Consider the following 18032-nt stretch of genomic DNA (forward strand, 5'->3'; position numbering starts at 1 on the left):
GCTTGGCCGGCAGAACCGTCTGAGCCGCGGATCTTTCAAACGGTCCTACTTACGAACAGCACCGCCGAAGCCTGCCTAGACTGCATTACGGTCGGGCGATTTCGGCTGACCGCTTGACTTGAAGGTGGCCTTCGCCCGTTCACGCAGGCGCTGGAAAACCACGTAGAGCATCGGCACGATGAATATTCCGATCGAGCTTGCGGCCAGCATGCCGGCGAAGACCGCCGTGCCGACGGCGCGCCGGCTGAGCGCGGCGGCGCCGGTCGCGATCACGAGCGGCAAGAGGCCCAGGATGAAGGCCGCCGAGGTCATCATGACGGCCCGAAAGCGCATATGTGCGCCCTGGATCGCGGCCTCGTCGAGCGGCACGCCGGCCTCGCGTTGCTCCTTGGCGAACTCGACGATCAGGATGCCGTTTTTGGCGGCAAGCGCGATCAGGACGACGAGGCCGATCTGACCGTAGAGGTCGAGATTGAGGCCAGCGATCTTGATACCGAGATAGGATCCGAGCACGCCGACGACAACCGAGAGCAGCACGGGGATCGGGATCACGGTGCTTTCATAGAGCGCGACCAGGAACAGATACGCGAAGAGGACGGCGAGCATAAGCACGATGCCGGTCTGGCCGGCCGCCTGCTGTTCCTGGTAGGCGGTGCCGGTCCACGCGAAACCGTAACCCGACGGCAGAACATCCTCCGAGATCTGCGTCATGGCGGCGATCGCGGCCCCGGAGGAGGTGCCCGATGCCGGGCTGCCGTTGACGGTCACCGAACGATAGTTGTTGTAGCGGGTGATGACCTGCGGCCCGGTCACGATCTTGAGGCCGGCGAGGGACCGTAACGGCACCATCTCACCCGAGCTGTTGCGCACATGGATGCGCCAGACATCGGACGTATCGGCGCGATCGAATCCTTCACCTTGCAGATTGACCTGCCAGGTGCGACCGAACAGGTTGAAGTTGTTGACGTAGATGCCGCCGAGCGTGGCCTGGAGCGCCGTAAAGATGTCGTTGACGGTGACGCCCAGCGCCTGGGCCTTGCGGCGGTCAATATCGAGATAGAGCGATGGATTGGTCGCCGTGAATGTCGAGAACACGCGCGCGAGCCGAGGATCGGCATTGGCCGCGCCGATCAACGCGTTCGTGACGCTGGAGATCGCGGCCGGAGCCTGACCTTCCAGGGCCTGCAATTGATATTCGAAGCCACCGCCGGTGGAGAGCCCGATGATCGGCGGCAGGTTGAACGGCAGCACGTTGGCTTGCCGGATCTGCGCGCCGGCGGCGAAGGTCTTGGCGATCAGCGCCTGTGCGGAATCCGTTGCCGCCTTGCGGTCGGCGAACGGCTTCAGTCGCGCCACCACGAGTGCACTGTTCGGCTCGGAGGCTCCGTCGAGCAGGGAAAAGCCGATCACCGCGAGGACGTGGTCGACGGCCGGCATCTGCTTCAGGATGTCCTCGATCTGCCGGGTGGTCTCGCTGGTCCGCGCTACCGATGCGCCGTCCGGCAGCTGAACCGAGGTGAAGAAGGCGCCCTGGTCCTCCTCGGGCAGGAAGCCCGTCGGGGTCACCAGCGACAGGCCGAAGATTCCTGCGGCAAAGGCGATCACCAGCAGCAGCGATAAGGCTGCCATGCGCACCAGCCAGCGGACCGCGCCGCTGTAGCGATCGCGCACCCAGTCGATGCCGGCGAGCATGCGGCCGATGATGCCGCGGCGCTGTCCCGTGTGACGCAGCAGCAGCGCGCAGAGGGCCGGCGACAGCGTCAGGGCATTCAATGCCGAGATCATCATGGCGGCGCTGATCGTCACCGCGAATTGGCGGAACAGCGTGCCCGAGATGCCGGGAATGAAAGCGATCGGCACGAACACCGAGAGCAGCACCAGCGTGATCGCGACGATCGGCGCGGTGATCTGGCTCATGGCTTTCTTGCTGGCCGCGGCCGGAGAAAGATCAGGCTCCTCCGCCATGACACGCTCGACATTCTCGACCACGACAATGGCGTCGTCGACCACGATGCCGATCGCGAGCACCATTGCGAGCAGGGATACGGTGTTGGCGGAATAGCCGAGCGCGAGCAGAACGGCGAAGGTGCCTACGAGGCTTACCGGGACTGCGACGGCCGGAATCGCGGTGGCCCGCATGTTTCCGAGAAACAGATAGACCACGATCACAACCAGGACGAAGGCCTCGCCCAATGTCCACAGCACCTCTGTGATCGTGTCCCGGACGAAGGTCGTGGAGTCGTACTGCACGAGATAACCGAGCCCTGCCGGAAACCGGCCGGACAGCCGCTGCATCGTGTCCGCGACCACGCGCGCGGTGGTCACCGCGTTGGCGCCGGGGGCGAGGTAGATCGCAATCGGAACGGCAGCCCGCCCGTCGATCCGGGCTTCGCTGTCGAGATTTTGCGCGCCCAGCTCGACGCGGGCGACGTCCCTGACCAGCAGCGAGGATCCGTTCGGCTCGGCGCGCAGCACGATGTTGGCGAATTGATCGACGGTGGCGAGGCGGCCCATCGTCTGCACGTTGAACTGGAACTGCTGATCATCGCTGATCGGCCGCGCGCCAATGCGGCCGACGGGAGCCTGGACGCTCTGTGCGCGAATGGCGGCGACCACGTCCGAGGGGGTCAGGTTGAGGCTGGTGAGGCGCTGCGTATCGAACCAGATCCGCATCGAATAATTCATCCTGGCGAACAGATTGGCCTGGCCGACACCCGGCGTGCTCGCAATCGCGTCCAGCACGTTGATGATGGCGTAATTGGTGATGAAGAGCGGGTCCTGCCGACCATCTGCACTGTAGAGCACCAGGAACTGCAGGATCGAAGAGGATCGCTTCTGGACGGTCACGCCCTGCTGTTGCACTTCCGTGGGCAATTGCGACAATGCGCTCTGAACGCGATTATTGACGTTGACCGTGTTGATGTCGGGATTGGTGCCGAGCGCAAACGAAACCGTCAGCGTATAGCTGCCGTCGTTGCCGCTGGTCGATTTCATATAGAGCGCGCGGTCGACGCCGACCACCTGCGCCTCCAACGGCTGTGCGACGCTGCTCTCCACGACCTCGGCGGAGGCGCCGGGAAAGTTCGCCGCTACGGTGACCTGCGGCGGCACGATATCGGGAAACTGCGCCACCGGGATCTGCGTGAGCGCCAGCGCGCCGGCGATGGTGATGACAAAGGCGATCACCATCGAAAGACGCGGCCGGTCGACGAAGACGCTCGATATCATTGGCTGCCGCCCTTGGGGGTTCGGGGCAGGGGAGCGCGCCCCCCTTGCGGGGCCGCCTCGCCGGTTGAATCCTTCATGCTCGACAAGATCAGCGGACTTGCCGGCTCTGGAGAGATGGTTTGTCCGGCGCGAACGCGCTGCAAACCTTCCGCGATCACCTTGTCACCGGCCGTCAATCCGCTGATGACGGCAGCGATCGTCGGAGTCGATTGCCCAAGCTGAATGCGCCGCTGCTCCGCCTTGTCGTTTGCGCCGACGACGAGAACGTAGTCGCCGCGCTGGTCGGACAGCACTGCTGAGCGCGGGATCGCCAGCACCTCGATAGGCTGGACTCCTTCGAGGACGACGGTGACGAATTCGCCGTTGGTGAGCTCGTGGACGGTAACGCCTGCCGCCGAGGGAGCGCGCAGGATCGGGTTGGCGATCTCTCCGCGCACCGTGATCGTGTCGGTGTTCTGAGCGATGGTGTTGTCGACGAAATTCAGCTTGCCGGATTGCCCATACATGCGCCCGTCGGGCAGCCGCAATCGGATCGTCACCGCTTCGAGGCCGCCTTGGGGGCCGTAGCGTTCGCGCAGCTCGAGCCCCTGGCGCAGCGGCACCGGGAACGTGACATACATTGGATCCTGGCTGACGATCGTGGTCAGCACGCCTGAACTCGGACCGACGATGTTGCCTTCCGTCACGGCCGTGCGTCCGATCTTGCCGTCGATCGGCGCGCTGATGATGGTGTAGTCGAGGTTGATCTGCGAGGCCTGGACCTGCGCCTGTGCAGCTTTGACCTGCGCCTCGAGGCTGCGCTGGCTCGCAAGCGCGGCATCGTAGGTCGATTGCTGCCCGGCCGGTCCGCCAAGCAGAGTGCGGGCGCGCTCGGTGGTCAATTTGGCATTCTCGAGCGTCGCTTCGAGCTGTGCCACCTGGGCCTGCTTGGCGGCGACATCGGCCTCGAACGGGCCGCGCTCGAGCCGGTAAAGCTGCTCGCCTTTCCTGATTTCGGCGCCCTCGGTGAACAGCCGCTGCTCCAGAAAAGCGGTGACGCGAGCGGCAATGTTGACCTGGTTGATGGCCTCGATCCGGCCAAGAAACTCACTGCTCTCGGTGATCGGCCGCCGCGCCGCTTCGACGACGCCGACGGCGGGCGCGGGTGGGGCTGGCTGCGGCCGCGCGGGTTCGCCGGCCAACAATGTCGCAAGGCTCGCCGCCAGCAGTCCGAGCCGGACGTCAGCAAGGTTCATCGTCCGCTCCTTGCTCCAGGCTCGGAACTGCCGGCGTCAGACCTCCGCCGTTCGACGGGCGGTGCTAGTCCCGCGCGGTTCGGTTGCTGCGCGCCGGCTCGTCGTAGCCCTTGCGATGGCTGTAGAACATCAGCGCGATCAGGCCGCAGCCGAGCACCAGAACGAGGATCGCAGCCGCCGCCAGCACGATGTTCCCGTAAGGCGGCATCGAGGGCGTCGCCCTCCAGACTGACACGCAGAACCAGCTCGCGCCGAGGAAAAGCACTGCCAGCACGGCGAGGAGGAGCCATTGGTTCTTGTTGCGTACCATGTCCTCATCCCCCTTCGGACTACCAGCGCCATCCGCAATGACGGCGCCCACGATGCCACCAGCAAACCCAGCGGCGGCGGCGGCGCGGTCGCGGGCCCCAGCCAGGATGAGACGGGCCCCAGCCCGGCCGCGGCGGAGGTCCCCATTGAACCGGTATGGCGCGATCCTCCGGTGCCCGGCCGGCCCGAGAGAGATCGGGATCGACCGGCATCGCGTTCGCAACACCGATGAGGTGCGCGCCGGACGCTCCGATCGCGGCGGCGGCAATGGCGTTCGTCGCAAGGCTGAGGAAGACGCGGCGACTGGGAGCATCCATGGTTGTTCTCTCCTCTGTTATGCGGTCGTTCGCACCGATTGCAGTGCGTAGAGCAGCCATGCCAGGCCATGGGCAATCAGGTCGACGCCCAACAGGAAGCCGAGAGCCCAAGCGCTGATGGTGGGAAAGCCGAACAGGACCAGCACGCCGGCGATCACCGCGAAGACGCCCGAGATCAGCATCATCCATCCGTTCTGCCGCCAATAGGCAAAGCTCAGCACGCATCGAATGACACCCGAAGCGAACAGCACCGCGCCGAGGAAATAGGTCAGGATCAGCGCGCCCGAGACCGGCTGGGTGAGCAGCACGACACCGAAGGCGAGGTAGAGCGCGCCGAGCACGACTTGCCAAAGGAACCCGCCCCAGCCCTTGGTCCAGAAGGCGTGGGCAATCTCGAATGCGCCGGCGGCGATCGCGGTGAGCCCGATGAGCTTGACACTGACGACGGTGGCGAAGGCAAGGTCGCCCAGCGCGAACAGGCCGGCGGCGATCAGGACGACGCCGAGGAGCGCACAAACCCACAGCGGCGGAGCAACCACGGCATCGAGACCCCTGCGACTGTCATAGACTGTCATGCGTTCCTCCTGGGCGGTCACGGCCCGATCGAGCATGCATCGGATCCTAGCTTCGAACACCCGGCGCGGACATCGGACGAAACCCTGAGCAGCGGGGCGGGAATGTTCTCACCCTCTCCCTGCACGAACCGGCATCAAGAGCAGACCGAACCGCGGGACCGAGGCGGCGGGATCAGAGCCCGCCTCGCGGTCCCAATGTCAGATGAGTCACGCCAGCCGCGAGATTGAGCCCGATCGAGCGTTCGACCGAGATCGGCTGCAGCATCACGCTCCTCCGCGAGCCGCCGACCAGGACGTTGGCGCCGAGGCCGGGACCGAATGCAAGATTGCCGCTCGCGCCGACGTAACTGCCGCGCAACGTGCCGGGGCCTATCCGGGAGTTCCTGGCGAAGACGGCCCAGGATAGCGCGCCGGCGCTGGTCACGCCGATATCAACGCCGACGCGCCGTATCCGTCCCTCGTAGACGTACTGCCGGGGCGGGCGCAGCGCGTTGAACACGCAACGCAGCGCCTGCGTCGATCCAAGCACCAGTCCGACGCGTGGCTCCGAGAAGCACAGGAGCCTGCCGACCCTGAATCTCTCGGCTTGCGCGGGCGAGGTGACGGCGCAAAGAACGACGGACGCGCCGATGGCGGCAAGATATCGCAACCCTTGCATTCAATCCTCCCGTTGGCTCGTGATGTCCCTGGCGCTCTGCGAAGGGCTGCCGTCCTGGCGCCACCAGAACGAGATGGCGAGGCCAATCAGCAGCACCGTCCCGAGCAGGAAGAAGAAGATGGATTGCTTCAGCCAGGATATCGCCGGAACGGCGGCGCCCATCGCAAGGCCAAGGAAGGCGATCTGTAACGACAGCAGGCTCAGGCCCGCAAGGAACGTGCCGAGCGCGAGCAACGTCAGCAGGACGAGCCCCGTTGCAGGGGTCGGAAGCAATTGCTGCACGCCGGAGACCAGCATGATGTTCATCGTGATCAGGACCGCGATCCAGTGCAGGGCCTGCGTCCAGATCAGCCGGATCTGGCCCTCCTTGCCCTCGATCTCCGGCCACTTGGTGACAACGCAGACCACGCCGATGGCGAGCGCCAGGAACTCCCAATAGCCGGTCAACGGCTGGTGCGAGACGTTTGTGTAGGCAACGCCGACGATGGCGAGCAGCAGCGCGACGACATAGGGAAGTTGCTGCCACAGGAAACGGGCCGTTGTCGAACGCGCCGGGGCATCATTCGAATGCGCTTCGAACTCGCTCATGGCTGCTCACTCGCAATCGATCGTGGCTTGGGATCGCCACCCAGATAGTCCTCGACATAGAACCTGACGATCGCAACCCGACCGATCGCAACCAGCGGCATCGCGACCGCGACGCCCATGACGCCGAACTGAGCGCCGAGAAGGACGATCGCAACCAGTGTCCACGCCGGCGGGGTCTCGACCGCCTGGCGCTGGATCAGTGGGCCGATCACGTAGCCTTCGATCGACTGGATGATGGTGTACACGGCGACCGCCCAGATCAGGAGCGATGCGCCGAGCGGCATCGCGACGAGCGCGATCGGGATCGCGGCAACGATCGGCCCGAGATAGGGAATGAAGTTCGATAGACCGGCCTGAAGTCCAAGCACGAAGGGACCGGGCAGCCCGATGAGATAGAGCGCGAGCCACACGCACAACGTCATCAGCATGATGCGGATCAATTGTCCGACGAACCACAGCCGCATGACGTTGCCCATCTCGTCCATCACGGCGCGCGCACGGGCGCGATGGGAATGCCTGACCAGCGCGATCACGCTTTCGCGGTGGCCGGTGGGATCGAAAGCGAACAGAATGCCGAGGAACAGGATCACCAGCACGGCGGTCAAAAGGCTCGATGCTCCGCCGAGCAGAAACTGAGCGTGGCTGAAGAACCGGCCCTGATCGGCGAACAGCCATTGTGCAAAGTCGCGGCCCCATTCCGGGCCGAGCAGGTCCACGCCATACGACAGCAGGTGCTCTTGGAGCAGATCAACCTGCGCATCCATCACTTTCAGAAGCAGGCGCGTCTGTTCCGGCAGCTTGCGCGCGCCCCAGGCGAGGCCGAAACAAGAGAGCGCGGACAGAAGCAGGACAACGAGCGTCAACCGCCAGGCTCGTTTGAGTGGAAGGACCGGCGCCAGCGCTCGCGCCAAGGCGTCCAGAAAGGCGGCGAACAACACCCCGGCAAAGACAATCAGAAGGCTGGAGACCATTTGCCAGATCAGGAATAAAGCGACGCCGGCGGCGAGCAGGGTGAGACCGACGGCCAGCAGACTTGGCCGTCCGGCCTCCCCGGGCTCGTCGGCAGCGGTCTCGTGCCGAGGGAGCTCTCGGTATTTTTCGCAACGCATGCCGGAATCGCTGTCAGGTTGATCCATTGAAGGGGCCACTACGATGTCTCAGGTGCGAAGGCGGCGGCTGCCATAGTGCGGGTGTCTGCCGCCGCGATGACGCCAGTACCGGTGCTTTGTCGGATTGGTGTTGGTGTTCGGGGGCGCCTCCTTTTTGGATGTGGCGGTGCCGGTCTCCTTTGTCATCGCCGCGCTGTCGTCCTTCGATTGCGCGAGCGTGACGGTGGGCGGCGCCGCGACGGCCAGCAACCCGGCAAGGAGCAAGGTGCAACGCGTGATCGTCATGTTCATGTTCGCCTCCCTACAATCAAAGACGCCGGGTCAGATCGAAAGGGCACCGACGGCGAGCCCATAGACTCCGCCGCCCGCCGCGATCGCGACCGCCGCAAACAGGATGGCTTCGGTTCTCGTGAATGTGCTTTCCTTGCGCTCGCGTTTGGCCATCAGGAACAGCAAGGTTCCGGGCGCGTAGAGGATCGAGGACAACAGAAGAAACTTCGGTCCGCCGGCGTAGATCATCGCGGCGGCGTAGAATGTCGCAACGGCAGCGCGAATCCAATCGGTCGTGCGGGCGCGCTCGCCGGCGTAATAGGTCTCGCCGGTCGATGCGAGCTTGAGGCCATAGGCCGCGACGAGAACGTAGGGAATCAGCGTCATCGCACTCGTCATCTTCAATGCGAGCGTGAAGGCATATTCGGCGAACCAGCTGACGAGCAGAAACGCCTGGATCACGCAGTTGGTCAGCCAGAGCGCACCGACAGGCACCTTGTTCGCATTCTCACGCGCGAGAAAGGACGGCATCGTGTGGTGCATCGCCGCCGAATGCAGGATCTCCGCGGCGAGCAGCGACCAGGACAGATAGTTGCCGAGGATCGAGATCAACAGGGCCAGGCTGATGAACACGCTGCCCCAGCGCCCGACCATTGATTCCATCACGCCTGCCATCGACGGCGTCGAAAGACCCGCCAGCTCGTTCCGCGGCAACACGCCGTAGGACAGCAGCGTCACCAGGACGAGCAGGCAGAGAACGCTCAGAAAGCCCACCACCGTCGCAATGCCGATGTCGGCGCGATTCCTGGCGTAGCGCGAATAGACGCTCGCGCCTTCGACGCCGACGAACACGAATACGGTGAGCAGCATCGTAGAGCGCACCTGGCTCAGCACCTGTCCGAGATTCGGCGGCTCCGTTCCCCAGAAATTCTGCACCAACAGCTCGCGATCGAGCGCGAACGCCGCCACGACGATGAACAGGAGTATCGGAACGATCTTTGCGAAGGTTGCAATCGTGTTGAGCCTGGCCGCGCCCCTGATGCCCCGCAGCACGAGAAAGTGCACACTCCACAAAAGCAGTGTCGCCGATGCAATGGCCGTCGGCGTCGTGCCGTCGCCAAAGATCGGAAAAAACTGCCCGAGTGTGGCCTTGATCAGAATGAGACAGGCGACGTCGGCAAGACAGCAGCCGATCCAGTAGCCCGCCGCCGACGCGAATCCGATGTAGTCGCCAAATCCGGCTTTGGCGTAGGCGTAAATGCCGGCATCCAGCTCCGGTTTGCGCTGCGACAGCGACTGGAATACGAGCGCGAGCATGAGCATGCCCGTTCCTGCGATGATCCATGCGATGATCGCACCGAAGGCGCCGGTGGCACGCCCGAACGCCGCCGGCAGGGCGAAGATGCCGGATCCCACCATCGATCCAATCACAAGCGCGATCAACGCGTTGCGCGAAAGCTCTTGATTGGCCTCGTTCGACGAAGACGCCATGACGGAGAATGGTCTCCCAATCCGCAGCGCGGCGGTGGTCGCATCTGCCGACCGCCCCCTGCGGACGACCTTAGAAGTGTCTGCCGCATGCGCACATCAGGGATTCTCTGTAGGTGGTGAGGGCAGAAAAATCAGCCGCCGCCCGGGGCGCCGCAAGCCGTCTGCAGCGGGCTGGCCACAAGCACGACGCTGCCGCGGCAGAATTCACCGGCCTTGGCGAGCTCGGCGGCGAGGCGTCTGGCGTGCAGGATGGCTGCATCCTGATCTCGGCAGTCCTGTCCGATCCCGTCGGGAAAGAGGCCGTATCTGTCGGCGATGTGAAAGAAGAAGCGCATGGCATTGGGTTAGATCGCGACCCACCCGGCTTCCAAGTGACAAAGCTGTAAGGAGCGTACGCCAAAGGGCTTAGACGTAGTTCCAAGCTCTCGCATCGGTCATGTGCAGCATCCCAGCGATGCCCGCAGTTGCGACAGAGAAGGGTAATTTCCACGGGCGGCATTCGGGTGATTGTCCGATGCCGTTCCGGATGCCCGAGGATTAATGTCGCCTCCCTCGGCGAAGTCCAGAGGAGGCGGATGTGTCAAATTTCGATCAAAATCTGACTGCGGCGGAGACGGCTGGCGGCGCATTTGCGGTGGACGCTGGCCTGCATCAATACATGCTGCGCATCTACGCTCACATGGCCGCGGGCGTCGGCTTGACCGCCGTCGTGGCCTGGCTGACTTATCAGCTCACAGGCCCGGCGCTGCTGCAGAGCCCATTGATGTGGGTCTTCATTCTGGCGCCACTGGGGCTGGTTTTCTTCATCGGCTCGCGCATCAATACGCTGTCCGTGTCAACGGCACGGCTGCTGTTCTTCCTCTATGCCGCCTTGGTCGGCGTATCGCTCTCGACGCTGTTCCACATCTACACGAACTCGTCGATTGCCCGGGTCTTCTTCATTGCGGCCGCGAGTTTCGGAGCGCTCAGCGCCTTCGGGTATACGACGCGACGCGATCTCTCCGGGCTGGGCACGTTCCTGTTCATGGGGTTGATCGGCGTCATCATCGCAAGCCTGATCAACATCTTTCTGTCCTCGAGCGCGCTCGATTGGCTGATCTCGATCGTTGGCGTCGGCGTATTTGCCGGGCTTACGGCCTACGACACGCAGCGGATCAAGGCGATGTACGACAGCGCGGATGACCATACCTCTGCGGGTCGCAAGTCGGTCATCGCGGCGCTGTCGCTCTATCTGAATTTCATCAACCTCTTCATGATGCTGCTGCGGCTTGCGGGCGGCCGGCGCTGAGACAGGGAGGAACGGCGGCATCAGGCCGCCGGCCGCTCCACCGCACTCGTCAGCGCATCGCGGAGGAGCTTTTCCTTGGTCTCGTCGAGTGACGTCTTGAGCACAACGCCGCCGGCGCTCTTGATCTCGTTGATCACCTTGTCCGCCGTCATGTGCTTGATCAGGACGAACAAGGCCGCGTTGCCGGGCTGGAGGCTGGTCGACAGGCTCTTCATGAAGGCGTCGTCGATGCCGAAGTCCGAGAGCGCGCCGCCGAGCGCGCCGGACGCGGCGCCAACCGCGACTCCGAGGATTGGGTTCAGGAACAGGACACCGATGAGAAGGCCCCAGAAGCTTCCCGTCATTGCGCCCATGGCAGTGGTATTGACGAGTTGATTGAGCTTGATGCCGCCCGCGTCCGTCTTCACGGCAATCACGGCGTCGCTGATTGTGATCAGATACTCCTTCTGCAGCTTGAATAGCTGCTGGCGGACTTCTTCTGCCTTTGCTTCCGACGGATACACGATCGCGACAAGATCGGACATTGACACCTCCCGTTGATCCAAATGCGAACCGGAGCAGTCGATGCTACCGCGCAAGAATGCCCGCCGCGATTGGAGGAAACCCCGGACGTTGGCGGAGGAATGTCCCGATGGGGCGGGCACAGTTGCGCCATTCATGCCGAAATCCGGGTGGCGTACGACAACCAACAGCGCATCATCTTACGCCGCCCGGGCCGATATCGGACTGAACGATGCCGTCAGCGGCGGCGATTTTGCACGCAGGTGCCCTGCCGTCCGCTCACCGATGCGCGGCATTGGGAGCGGGTCTCATACATGCAGTTGAGCATTCCCTTGATCTTCGAGCACCATGCCAGATCCTGCGCTTGTACGGGCGTCGTCGAACCCATCGCGCTGAGCGCAATGAAGATGGCCGCGGACAGCAAAGCCAGCTTTCTCATGTCGATCTCCTGTCGTCGTGTGAATCATTCGGAGCCTGAGCGGCCGGTTCCCTTGCCACCTGCTGCTTTGGCGAACGCGCCGCGGCGGGAGCAGGTGCAGCCTTAATGCACCGCTTGCGGCGTCCCCGGTATCGGGTGATTGCCTGACGTTGCCCTGGGAATCTTCTGACTGCTGCTGGAAGGTTCTCCGGACCACGATTGCATCGGTGATCGCTCAGTAGATTTACCGATGGAAGGGAGATGATCTATCGACAAGATCGTCAGCGGAGCAGTTGACCGATGATCATGTCATGCCGATGCGGCCGCTGAACATCGCGCTTGTCGCAGCGGTCACCACGCTGCTGGTTGCCGCCTGTGAAAGGGACCCGGTGGAGGGTACGCCCCCGGCGCCACGTCCGGTTCGCACGACCACGGTCGAGAAGCGCGAGCTGCTGACGCCGTTCACGTTTGCGGGGCGTATCGAGGCGGAGGACGAGGTAAGCATTGCATTTCGAATCGGGGGGCGACTGCTTTCGAACAACACCCGGCTTGGTGATCGCGTCCAGGCCGGCCAACTTCTGGCGCAACTGGAATCGCAGAATGAAGCGAACGCGCTACGCCAGGCGCAGGCGGCACTTGCTGCTGCGCAAGGCCAGCTCACTCAGGCCCGCAATCATTTCGAGCGTCAGCAGACGCTGCTGGCGCAGGGCTGGACCACCCGCGCCAACTTCGAAGCCGCGACGCAGGCGCAGCAGACCGCCCAATCGCAGCTCGATATGGCCGAAGCCCAGTTGAGCGCCGCCCACGATCAAGTCGGCTTTACCGAGCTGCGGGCCGATGCGCCGGGCAAGGTCACCGAAACCGGCCCCGCCGCCGGCGAGGTCGTTCAGGCCGGGCAGACGATCGCGAAGATCGCTCGCCAGGACGGTCGCGATGCGGTCTTCGATGTGCCCGCCCAACTGGTGAGAGCGGCGCCTGCCGATCTGCAGGTAACGGTCGCGCTCACGGACGATCCGGCAGTGACGGCGCAAGGGCGCGTCCGGCAGGTCGCCGCCCAGGCCAACCCGGTCACGCGGACCTTCGAGGTCAAGGTGGGCCTTACCGATCCGCCGGCTGCGATGCGGCTCGGGGCGACCGTGGTCGGGCGCGCCGAGGCGAGCTCCGGCCCAATGATCGGCATTCCCGCAACCGCGCTGACCAGGATGAATCAACAGCCGGCCGTCTGGGTCCTCGATCCCTCAGCTAATACGGTCTCAGCGCGGAACGTCGACGTGCTGCGGTTCGACCAGGCGCAGGTGATCGTCGCACAAGGGCTTGATGCCGGCGAGATCGTCGTCACTGCAGGCGTTCAGGCACTTCATCCAGGCCAGAAGGTGCGCGTGCTCGGGTCGGGGCGATGAGCGGATTCAACCTTTCGGAATGGGCATTGGGGCGACGCTCGCTGGTCGTCTACCTCATGCTGATAGCGGTAGCCGCCGGCGTCCTGTCATATTTCCGGCTGGGCCGGAACGAGGATCCGGCTTTCACGATCCGGACCATGGTCGTTCATGCCGTCTGGCCAGGTGCGACGGCCGACGAGACGATGAAGCAGCTGACGGAGCGCCTCGAGCGCCAATTGCAGGAGACCCCGCATTTGGATTTCCTGCGCAGCTTCACCCGGCCAGGCCTCACGACCATCTTCGTGAACCTCAGGGGAAGCACCAATGCGCGGGATGTCTCCGATACTTGGTACCACGTACGGAAGTCGATCGGCGACATTCGCCATACGCTGCCTGCTGGTGTCGTCGGGCCGTTCTTCGACGACGATTTCGGCGACACCTTTGGCATCGTCTACGGCTTTACCAGCGATGGCTTCGCGCAACGCGAGCTGCGTGACCGGGTCGAGGCGATCCGTTCGCAGCTCCTGGCTGTACCGGATGTCGCGAAGATCGAGCTGCTGGGCGCACAGGAGGAAGTGATCTTCGTCGAGTTCTCCAAGCAGGAACTTGCAAATCTCGGCGTTGATCGGACGGCTCTGATCGCGGCGTTGCGGGCGCAGAACATCGTGATGCCGGCGGGAACGCTTCAGACCGGCACCGAGCGGATATCGCTGCGGGTGTCGGGCAGCTTCCTGTCCGAGCAGGACATTGCCGATATCAACTTCGCAGCCGGCGGTCGCATGCTGCGCCTGAGCGACCTTGCGAGAGTGCGGCGGGGCTATGCCGATCCACCCCAGCCGCTGTTCCGGATCAATGGCCGCCCGGCGATCGGGCTTGCCATTGCCATGCGCGACGGCGGCGACATCCTCGCGCTCGGCAGGAACGTCAAGGAGGCGATGGCGCGGATCACCGCCGATTTGCCGATCGGGATCGAGCCGAGCCTGGTGGCCGACCAAGCCGTCGTCGTGGGCAAGGCGGTCGGCGAGTTCATGACCTCGTTGTTGCAGGCGATCGCCATCATTCTGGTTGTGAGCTTCATCAGCCTCGGCGTTCGTCCGGGCCTGATCATTGCGCTGGCGATCCCGCTCACGCTTGCGATCGTGTTTCCGGTCATGGCGGTCCTTCAGATCGACATGCAGCGCATATCGCTCGGCGCCCTGATCATTGCGCTTGCCCTGCTGGTCGATGATGCCATGACGACGACGGATGCCACGCTCATTCGCCTGGCATTGGGCGACAGCAAGGTCGAGGCCGCGAGTTACGCCTTCAGGACCCACGCGCTTGCCATGCTTGCGGGGACGCTCGTGACGATCGCGGGCTTCATTCCGGTCGGCTTTGCTGCAAGTGCCGCGAGCGAATACACGTTCTCGCTGTTCGCAGTGGTCGCGATCGCGCTGTTGGCGTCCTGGTTCGTCGCGGTGATTTTCGCGCCGCTGCTCGGCGTTGCGATCCTTGTCCCGCCCAAGCAGAAGGGTGCTGCGGCTCCCGGACGGGTGTTCCGGCTGTATCGACGCTTACTGATATCGGCGATCCGCGCCAAATGGCTGACCCTCGGTGGGACGGCCGCGCTGTTCGTCGCCTCCGTGCTCGCGATGCCGCTCATTCCGCAACAGTTCTTTCCGTCCTCCGATCGGCCGGAACTGCTGGTCGATCTCAGCCTGCCGCAAAATGCATCGATTTTTGCCAGCGAAACCGCGGCAAAGCGTCTGGACAAGATGCTGACGGGCGATCCCGATGTCGCGCATTGGAGCACCAATGTCGGGCGCGGTGCGATCCGGTTCTATCTGCCGCTCAGCGTCGAATTGCCGAACGACTCCTTCACGCAGGCGGTCGTCGTCGCCAGAGACATTGGGGCGCGTGAGCGGCTGCATGGCAAGCTGGAACGATTCCTTGCCGATGAGTTTCCGAATGCGATCTCGTCGGTGTCTCCGCTCGGCCTCGGTCCCCCGGTCGGATGGCCGCTGCAGTATCGCGTCAGTGGTCCCGACGTCGAGCGGGTGCGCGACATCGCGCTCGAGGTCGCACGGATCGTCGGGGCCGATCCGGCCGCCAAGAGCGTGAATTTCGACTGGATGGAGCCCGATCGCCAGGTGCGGATTCGCGTCAACCAGGACGAGGCCCGCCTTCTCGGACTCAGTTCGCAGACGATTTCCACGGTTCTGAACACCGTGATATCCGGCACGCCGGTCACGCAGGTGCGGGACGATATCTACCTGGTCGATGTGGTGGTCCGCGCAACCGATGAACAGCGCGTCTCGCTGGCGAGCTTGCGTACGTTGCAAATGCCGATCGCGGGCGGGCGGACCGTTCCATTGAGCCAGTTTGCATCGTTCGAGTATGATCAGGAGTTTCCGCTGATCTGGCGACGAGATCGCGTGCCCACGCTCACGGTTCGGGCCGCCATTGCCGACCGTGTGCTGCCGGAGACGGTCGTCAACAGGCAGGCCGCGGCCATGGCAAAGCTGAAGACGGCGCTGCCGGCTTCGTACCGCGTCGTGGTCGGTGGCACGGTGGAGGAAAGCCGGAATTCGCAGGCCTCCGTCATGGCGGTGGTGCCCGTGATGCTGTTCGTCATGTTCACGGTCCTGATGGCCCAGCTGCAGAGCTTTCCGCGATTGTTGATGGTCGTCAGCGTTGCACCGCTCGGTCTGATCGGCGTCGTCGCAGCGCTGCTGTTGTCGGGCCGGCCGTTGGGCTTCGTCGCCATTCTCGGTGTGCTTGCTCTGCTCGGCATGATCAGCAAGAACGCAGTCATCCTGATCGGCCAGATCGAGGCGGAGCGTTCACTGGGGAAGGGACCCTGGCAGGCCGCGGTGGATGCCAGCAGTTCCCGCTTTCGTCCAATCATGCTGACGGCCGTCTCCACCGTTCTCGGCATGATCCCGATTGCTCCGACGGTGTTCTGGGGGCCAATGGCCTTTGCGATCATGGGCGGACTGCTGGTTGCGACCGGTCTGACCCTGGTCTTCCTGCCGACACTGTATGTGGCCTGGTTCGGCGGAAAGGAGCAGGCCGAAGCTTCCGGCTCTTCGTTCGCGGCCTGAGAGCGTGGGCAGTGAGGGTAATCCCGGACCTCGACTAGGTGATCACCTGATTGGCCATGCGCGCTCCACGGCGCATCGTCCGGGTCCCAACGAGCGAAGCGGCCGCAGCGCCGACTATCGTTCGCGGTTCGAGGCCCTTCACATGAGTGCGACGCCGTCGATCCAGAAACTTTCGCTGTTTGCTCTGACGGCCATGGTGGTCGGCTCCATGGTCGGTTCCGGCATCTTCTCGCTGCCGCGCACATTCGGCATCGCAACCGGTCCATTCGGCGCCATCTTCGCCTGGTGCATCGCCGGCGGTGGCATGTACACGCTGGCGCGCGTGTTTCAGTCGTTGGCGGAGCGAAAGCCTGAACTCGATGCTGGTGTCTACGCCTATGCGAAAGCAGGTTTCGGCGATTATCCCGGCTTCCTGTCGGCGCTTGGCTATTGGATGGGAAGCTGCATTGGCAACGTGTCGTATTGGGTCCTGATCAAGTCGACCTTGGGCGCGTTCTTTCCCGTGTTTGGTGACGGCAATACCGTCATCGCGATCATCGTTGCCTCGATCGGGATCTGGCTTTTCCACTTCATGATCCTGCGTGGCGTGCAGCAGGCCGCCGCGATCAACACCATCGTGACCATCGCCAAGATCGTGCCGATCCTGGTCTTTATCGTCATCCTGCTCTTCGCCTTCAAGGCCGACCAGTTCAGCGACAATTTCTGGGGCGGCGAGGGCATGCCGGACAAGGGGCTCTTCGAGCAGATCCGCGCGACCATGCTAGTCACGGTGTTCGTGTTCCTCGGGATCGAGGGCGCCAGCGTCTATTCCCGCTATGCCAAGGAGCGATCCCATGTCGGCGCGGCGACGATCATCGGCTTTGTGATGGTGACCAGCCTGATGGTGCTCGTCACCATGCTGCCCTACGCCGTGCTGCCGCGCACCGACATCGCCGAGATGCGACAGCCGTCCATGGCGGCGGTGCTGGAGGCCGTCGTGGGGCATTGGGGCGCGGTCTTCGTCAGCATCGGACTTCTGGTTTCGGTGCTCGGGGCTTATCTCGCCTGGAGCTTGATCTGCACCGAAGTTCTTTCGGCCGCGGGCCGCACCAGGGATATGCCGGCCCTGTTCGGCACCGAGAACGAGAACAAGGTCCCGGCGGCGGCGCTGTGGCTGACCAACATCGTCGTCCAGCTCTTCGTCATCAGCACCTACTGGTCGCGGGACGCTTTCTCGCTGATGCTCAATCTGACGAGCGTCATGAATTTGATCCCGTTTTTCCTGGTCGCCGCCTACGGGCTCCTGCTGGTCAAGCGGGGCGAGACCTATGAGAAGCGCCCGGACCAGCGTCGAAGCGGGCTGGTCTTTACCGGAATTGCGCTGATCTACACGCTCTTCCTGATCTATGCGGCCGGAATGAAATATCTGCTGCTGTCGGCCATCCTCTACGCGCCCGGCACGGCACTGTATTTGTGGGCACGCCTCGAGCAGAAGGCGAGAGTCTTCACCTTCGTCGAGTGGATCATCTTCATTGTCGTTGCGATCGGCGCGGTCATCGGCATTCATGGCCTGGCCACCGGCTACATCACGATCTGAGCGGAGC

16 protein-coding genes are annotated in these 18032 nt (G+C 63.7%); 4 read left to right on the plus strand and 12 right to left on the minus strand.

Annotated elements, in window-relative coordinates; all coding sequences use genetic code 11:
- Positions 1 to 75: 75 nt before the first annotated feature.
- From RAD10_RS36395 to RAD10_RS36440, 10 genes are all read right to left on the minus strand, one after another.
- Complete coding sequence (locus RAD10_RS36395) at positions 76 to 3228, minus strand: efflux RND transporter permease subunit (RefSeq protein WP_461621216.1); 3153 nt, start codon at positions 3226 to 3228, stop codon at positions 76 to 78.
- On the minus strand, positions 3225 to 4463 hold the full coding sequence (locus RAD10_RS36400; protein WP_461621217.1) for an efflux RND transporter periplasmic adaptor subunit: 1239 nt from the start codon (positions 4461 to 4463) through the stop codon (positions 3225 to 3227). The genes RAD10_RS36395 and RAD10_RS36400 overlap by 4 nt, the downstream gene beginning before the upstream one ends.
- A gap of 64 nt (positions 4464 to 4527) precedes the next feature.
- Positions 4528 to 4773 (minus strand): hypothetical protein, encoded by a 246-nt coding sequence (locus tag RAD10_RS36405; protein WP_461621218.1) that lies wholly within the window; start codon positions 4771 to 4773, stop codon positions 4528 to 4530.
- 333 nt (positions 4774 to 5106) lie between these two features.
- Positions 5107 to 5664, minus strand: a complete 558-nt coding sequence (locus RAD10_RS36410; RefSeq protein ID WP_461621219.1) for an HdeD family acid-resistance protein — start codon at positions 5662 to 5664, stop codon at positions 5107 to 5109.
- 172 nt (positions 5665 to 5836) lie between these two features.
- On the minus strand, positions 5837 to 6322 hold the full coding sequence (locus RAD10_RS36415; protein ID WP_461621220.1) for a DUF992 domain-containing protein: 486 nt from the start codon (positions 6320 to 6322) through the stop codon (positions 5837 to 5839).
- A complete protein-coding gene (locus RAD10_RS36420) occupies positions 6323 to 6910 on the minus strand; it encodes a hypothetical protein (protein WP_461621221.1) in 588 nt (195 codons plus the stop codon).
- Positions 6907 to 8019 (minus strand): AI-2E family transporter, encoded by a 1113-nt coding sequence (locus tag RAD10_RS36425; RefSeq protein WP_461621279.1) that lies wholly within the window; start codon positions 8017 to 8019, stop codon positions 6907 to 6909. Before RAD10_RS36425 ends, RAD10_RS36420 begins: the two co-directional genes overlap by 4 nt.
- Before the next feature lie 48 nt (positions 8020 to 8067).
- Positions 8068 to 8310: a hypothetical protein gene (locus RAD10_RS36430; RefSeq protein ID WP_461621222.1), complete on the minus strand. Its 243-nt coding sequence runs from the start codon at positions 8308 to 8310 to the stop codon at positions 8068 to 8070.
- Between the two features lie 30 nt (positions 8311 to 8340).
- Complete coding sequence (locus RAD10_RS36435) at positions 8341 to 9780, minus strand: basic amino acid/polyamine antiporter (RefSeq protein WP_461621223.1); 1440 nt, start codon at positions 9778 to 9780, stop codon at positions 8341 to 8343.
- Between the two features lie 131 nt (positions 9781 to 9911).
- Positions 9912 to 10115 carry a DUF6894 family protein gene (locus RAD10_RS36440; protein ID WP_461621224.1) on the minus strand — a complete coding sequence of 68 codons (204 nt, stop codon included), beginning with the start codon at positions 10113 to 10115 and terminating at the stop codon, positions 9912 to 9914.
- A gap of 242 nt (positions 10116 to 10357) precedes the next feature.
- Between RAD10_RS36440 and RAD10_RS36445 the strand changes: the two genes are divergently transcribed.
- Positions 10358 to 11068: a Bax inhibitor-1/YccA family protein gene (locus RAD10_RS36445; protein WP_461621225.1), complete on the plus strand. Its 711-nt coding sequence runs from the start codon at positions 10358 to 10360 to the stop codon at positions 11066 to 11068.
- Positions 11069 to 11088: 20 nt separating this feature from the next.
- Here RAD10_RS36445 and RAD10_RS36450 read toward each other — a convergent pair whose 3' ends face one another.
- Both RAD10_RS36450 and RAD10_RS36455 read right to left on the minus strand, forming a co-directional pair.
- On the minus strand, positions 11089 to 11592 hold the full coding sequence (locus tag RAD10_RS36450) for a DUF1269 domain-containing protein (RefSeq protein ID WP_028143792.1): 504 nt from the start codon (positions 11590 to 11592) through the stop codon (positions 11089 to 11091).
- A 215-nt stretch (positions 11593 to 11807) separates the two neighbouring features.
- Complete coding sequence (locus RAD10_RS36455; protein WP_018318095.1) at positions 11808 to 12008, minus strand: DUF3551 domain-containing protein; 201 nt, start codon at positions 12006 to 12008, stop codon at positions 11808 to 11810.
- A gap of 272 nt (positions 12009 to 12280) precedes the next feature.
- Here RAD10_RS36455 and RAD10_RS36460 point away from each other — a divergent pair, with 272 nt between their 5' ends.
- The 3 genes from RAD10_RS36460 (at position 12281) to RAD10_RS36470 (ending at position 18025) form a co-directional block, all read left to right on the plus strand.
- Entirely contained in the window at positions 12281 to 13387 is a 1107-nt protein-coding gene (locus RAD10_RS36460) for an efflux RND transporter periplasmic adaptor subunit (protein WP_461621226.1), read from the plus strand.
- Entirely contained in the window at positions 13384 to 16449 is a 3066-nt protein-coding gene (locus tag RAD10_RS36465; protein WP_461621227.1) for an efflux RND transporter permease subunit, read from the plus strand. The genes RAD10_RS36460 and RAD10_RS36465 overlap by 4 nt, the downstream gene beginning before the upstream one ends.
- A 142-nt stretch (positions 16450 to 16591) precedes the next feature.
- Positions 16592 to 18025, plus strand: coding sequence for a basic amino acid/polyamine antiporter (locus RAD10_RS36470; protein ID WP_461621228.1), 1434 nt, complete (start codon positions 16592 to 16594; stop codon positions 18023 to 18025).
- Positions 18026 to 18032 lie beyond the last annotated feature (7 nt).

This window comes from Bradyrhizobium sp. 23AC (assembly GCF_054863025.1).

What these genes read in the sequence shown, in the direction of transcription:
- RAD10_RS36400 (WP_461621217.1), bottom strand. Translation starts at nt 4,463, where the DNA reads ATGAACCTTGCTGACGTCCGGCTCGGACTGCTGGCGGCGAGCCTTGCG.
- RAD10_RS36455 (WP_018318095.1), bottom strand. Translation starts at nt 12,008, where the DNA reads ATGAGAAAGCTGGCTTTGCTGTCCGCGGCCATCTTCATTGCGCTCAGC.
- RAD10_RS36430 (WP_461621222.1), bottom strand. Translation starts at nt 8,310, where the DNA reads ATGAACATGACGATCACGCGTTGCACCTTGCTCCTTGCCGGGTTGCTG.
- RAD10_RS36440 (WP_461621224.1), bottom strand. Translation starts at nt 10,115, where the DNA reads ATGCGCTTCTTCTTTCACATCGCCGACAGATACGGCCTCTTTCCCGAC.
- RAD10_RS36415 (WP_461621220.1), bottom strand. Translation starts at nt 6,322, where the DNA reads ATGCAAGGGTTGCGATATCTTGCCGCCATCGGCGCGTCCGTCGTTCTT.
- RAD10_RS36410 (WP_461621219.1), bottom strand. Translation starts at nt 5,664, where the DNA reads ATGACAGTCTATGACAGTCGCAGGGGTCTCGATGCCGTGGTTGCTCCG.
- RAD10_RS36435 (WP_461621223.1), bottom strand. Translation starts at nt 9,780, where the DNA reads ATGGCGTCTTCGTCGAACGAGGCCAATCAAGAGCTTTCGCGCAACGCG.
- RAD10_RS36470 (WP_461621228.1), top strand. Translation starts at nt 16,592, where the DNA reads ATGAGTGCGACGCCGTCGATCCAGAAACTTTCGCTGTTTGCTCTGACG.
- RAD10_RS36420 (WP_461621221.1), bottom strand. Translation starts at nt 6,910, where the DNA reads ATGAGCGAGTTCGAAGCGCATTCGAATGATGCCCCGGCGCGTTCGACA.
- RAD10_RS36465 (WP_461621227.1), top strand. Translation starts at nt 13,384, where the DNA reads ATGAGCGGATTCAACCTTTCGGAATGGGCATTGGGGCGACGCTCGCTG.
- RAD10_RS36450 (WP_028143792.1), bottom strand. Translation starts at nt 11,592, where the DNA reads ATGTCCGATCTTGTCGCGATCGTGTATCCGTCGGAAGCAAAGGCAGAA.
- RAD10_RS36425 (WP_461621279.1), bottom strand. Translation starts at nt 8,019, where the DNA reads ATGCGTTGCGAAAAATACCGAGAGCTCCCTCGGCACGAGACCGCTGCC.
- RAD10_RS36405 (WP_461621218.1), bottom strand. Translation starts at nt 4,773, where the DNA reads ATGGTACGCAACAAGAACCAATGGCTCCTCCTCGCCGTGCTGGCAGTG.
- RAD10_RS36395 (WP_461621216.1), bottom strand. Translation starts at nt 3,228, where the DNA reads ATGATATCGAGCGTCTTCGTCGACCGGCCGCGTCTTTCGATGGTGATC.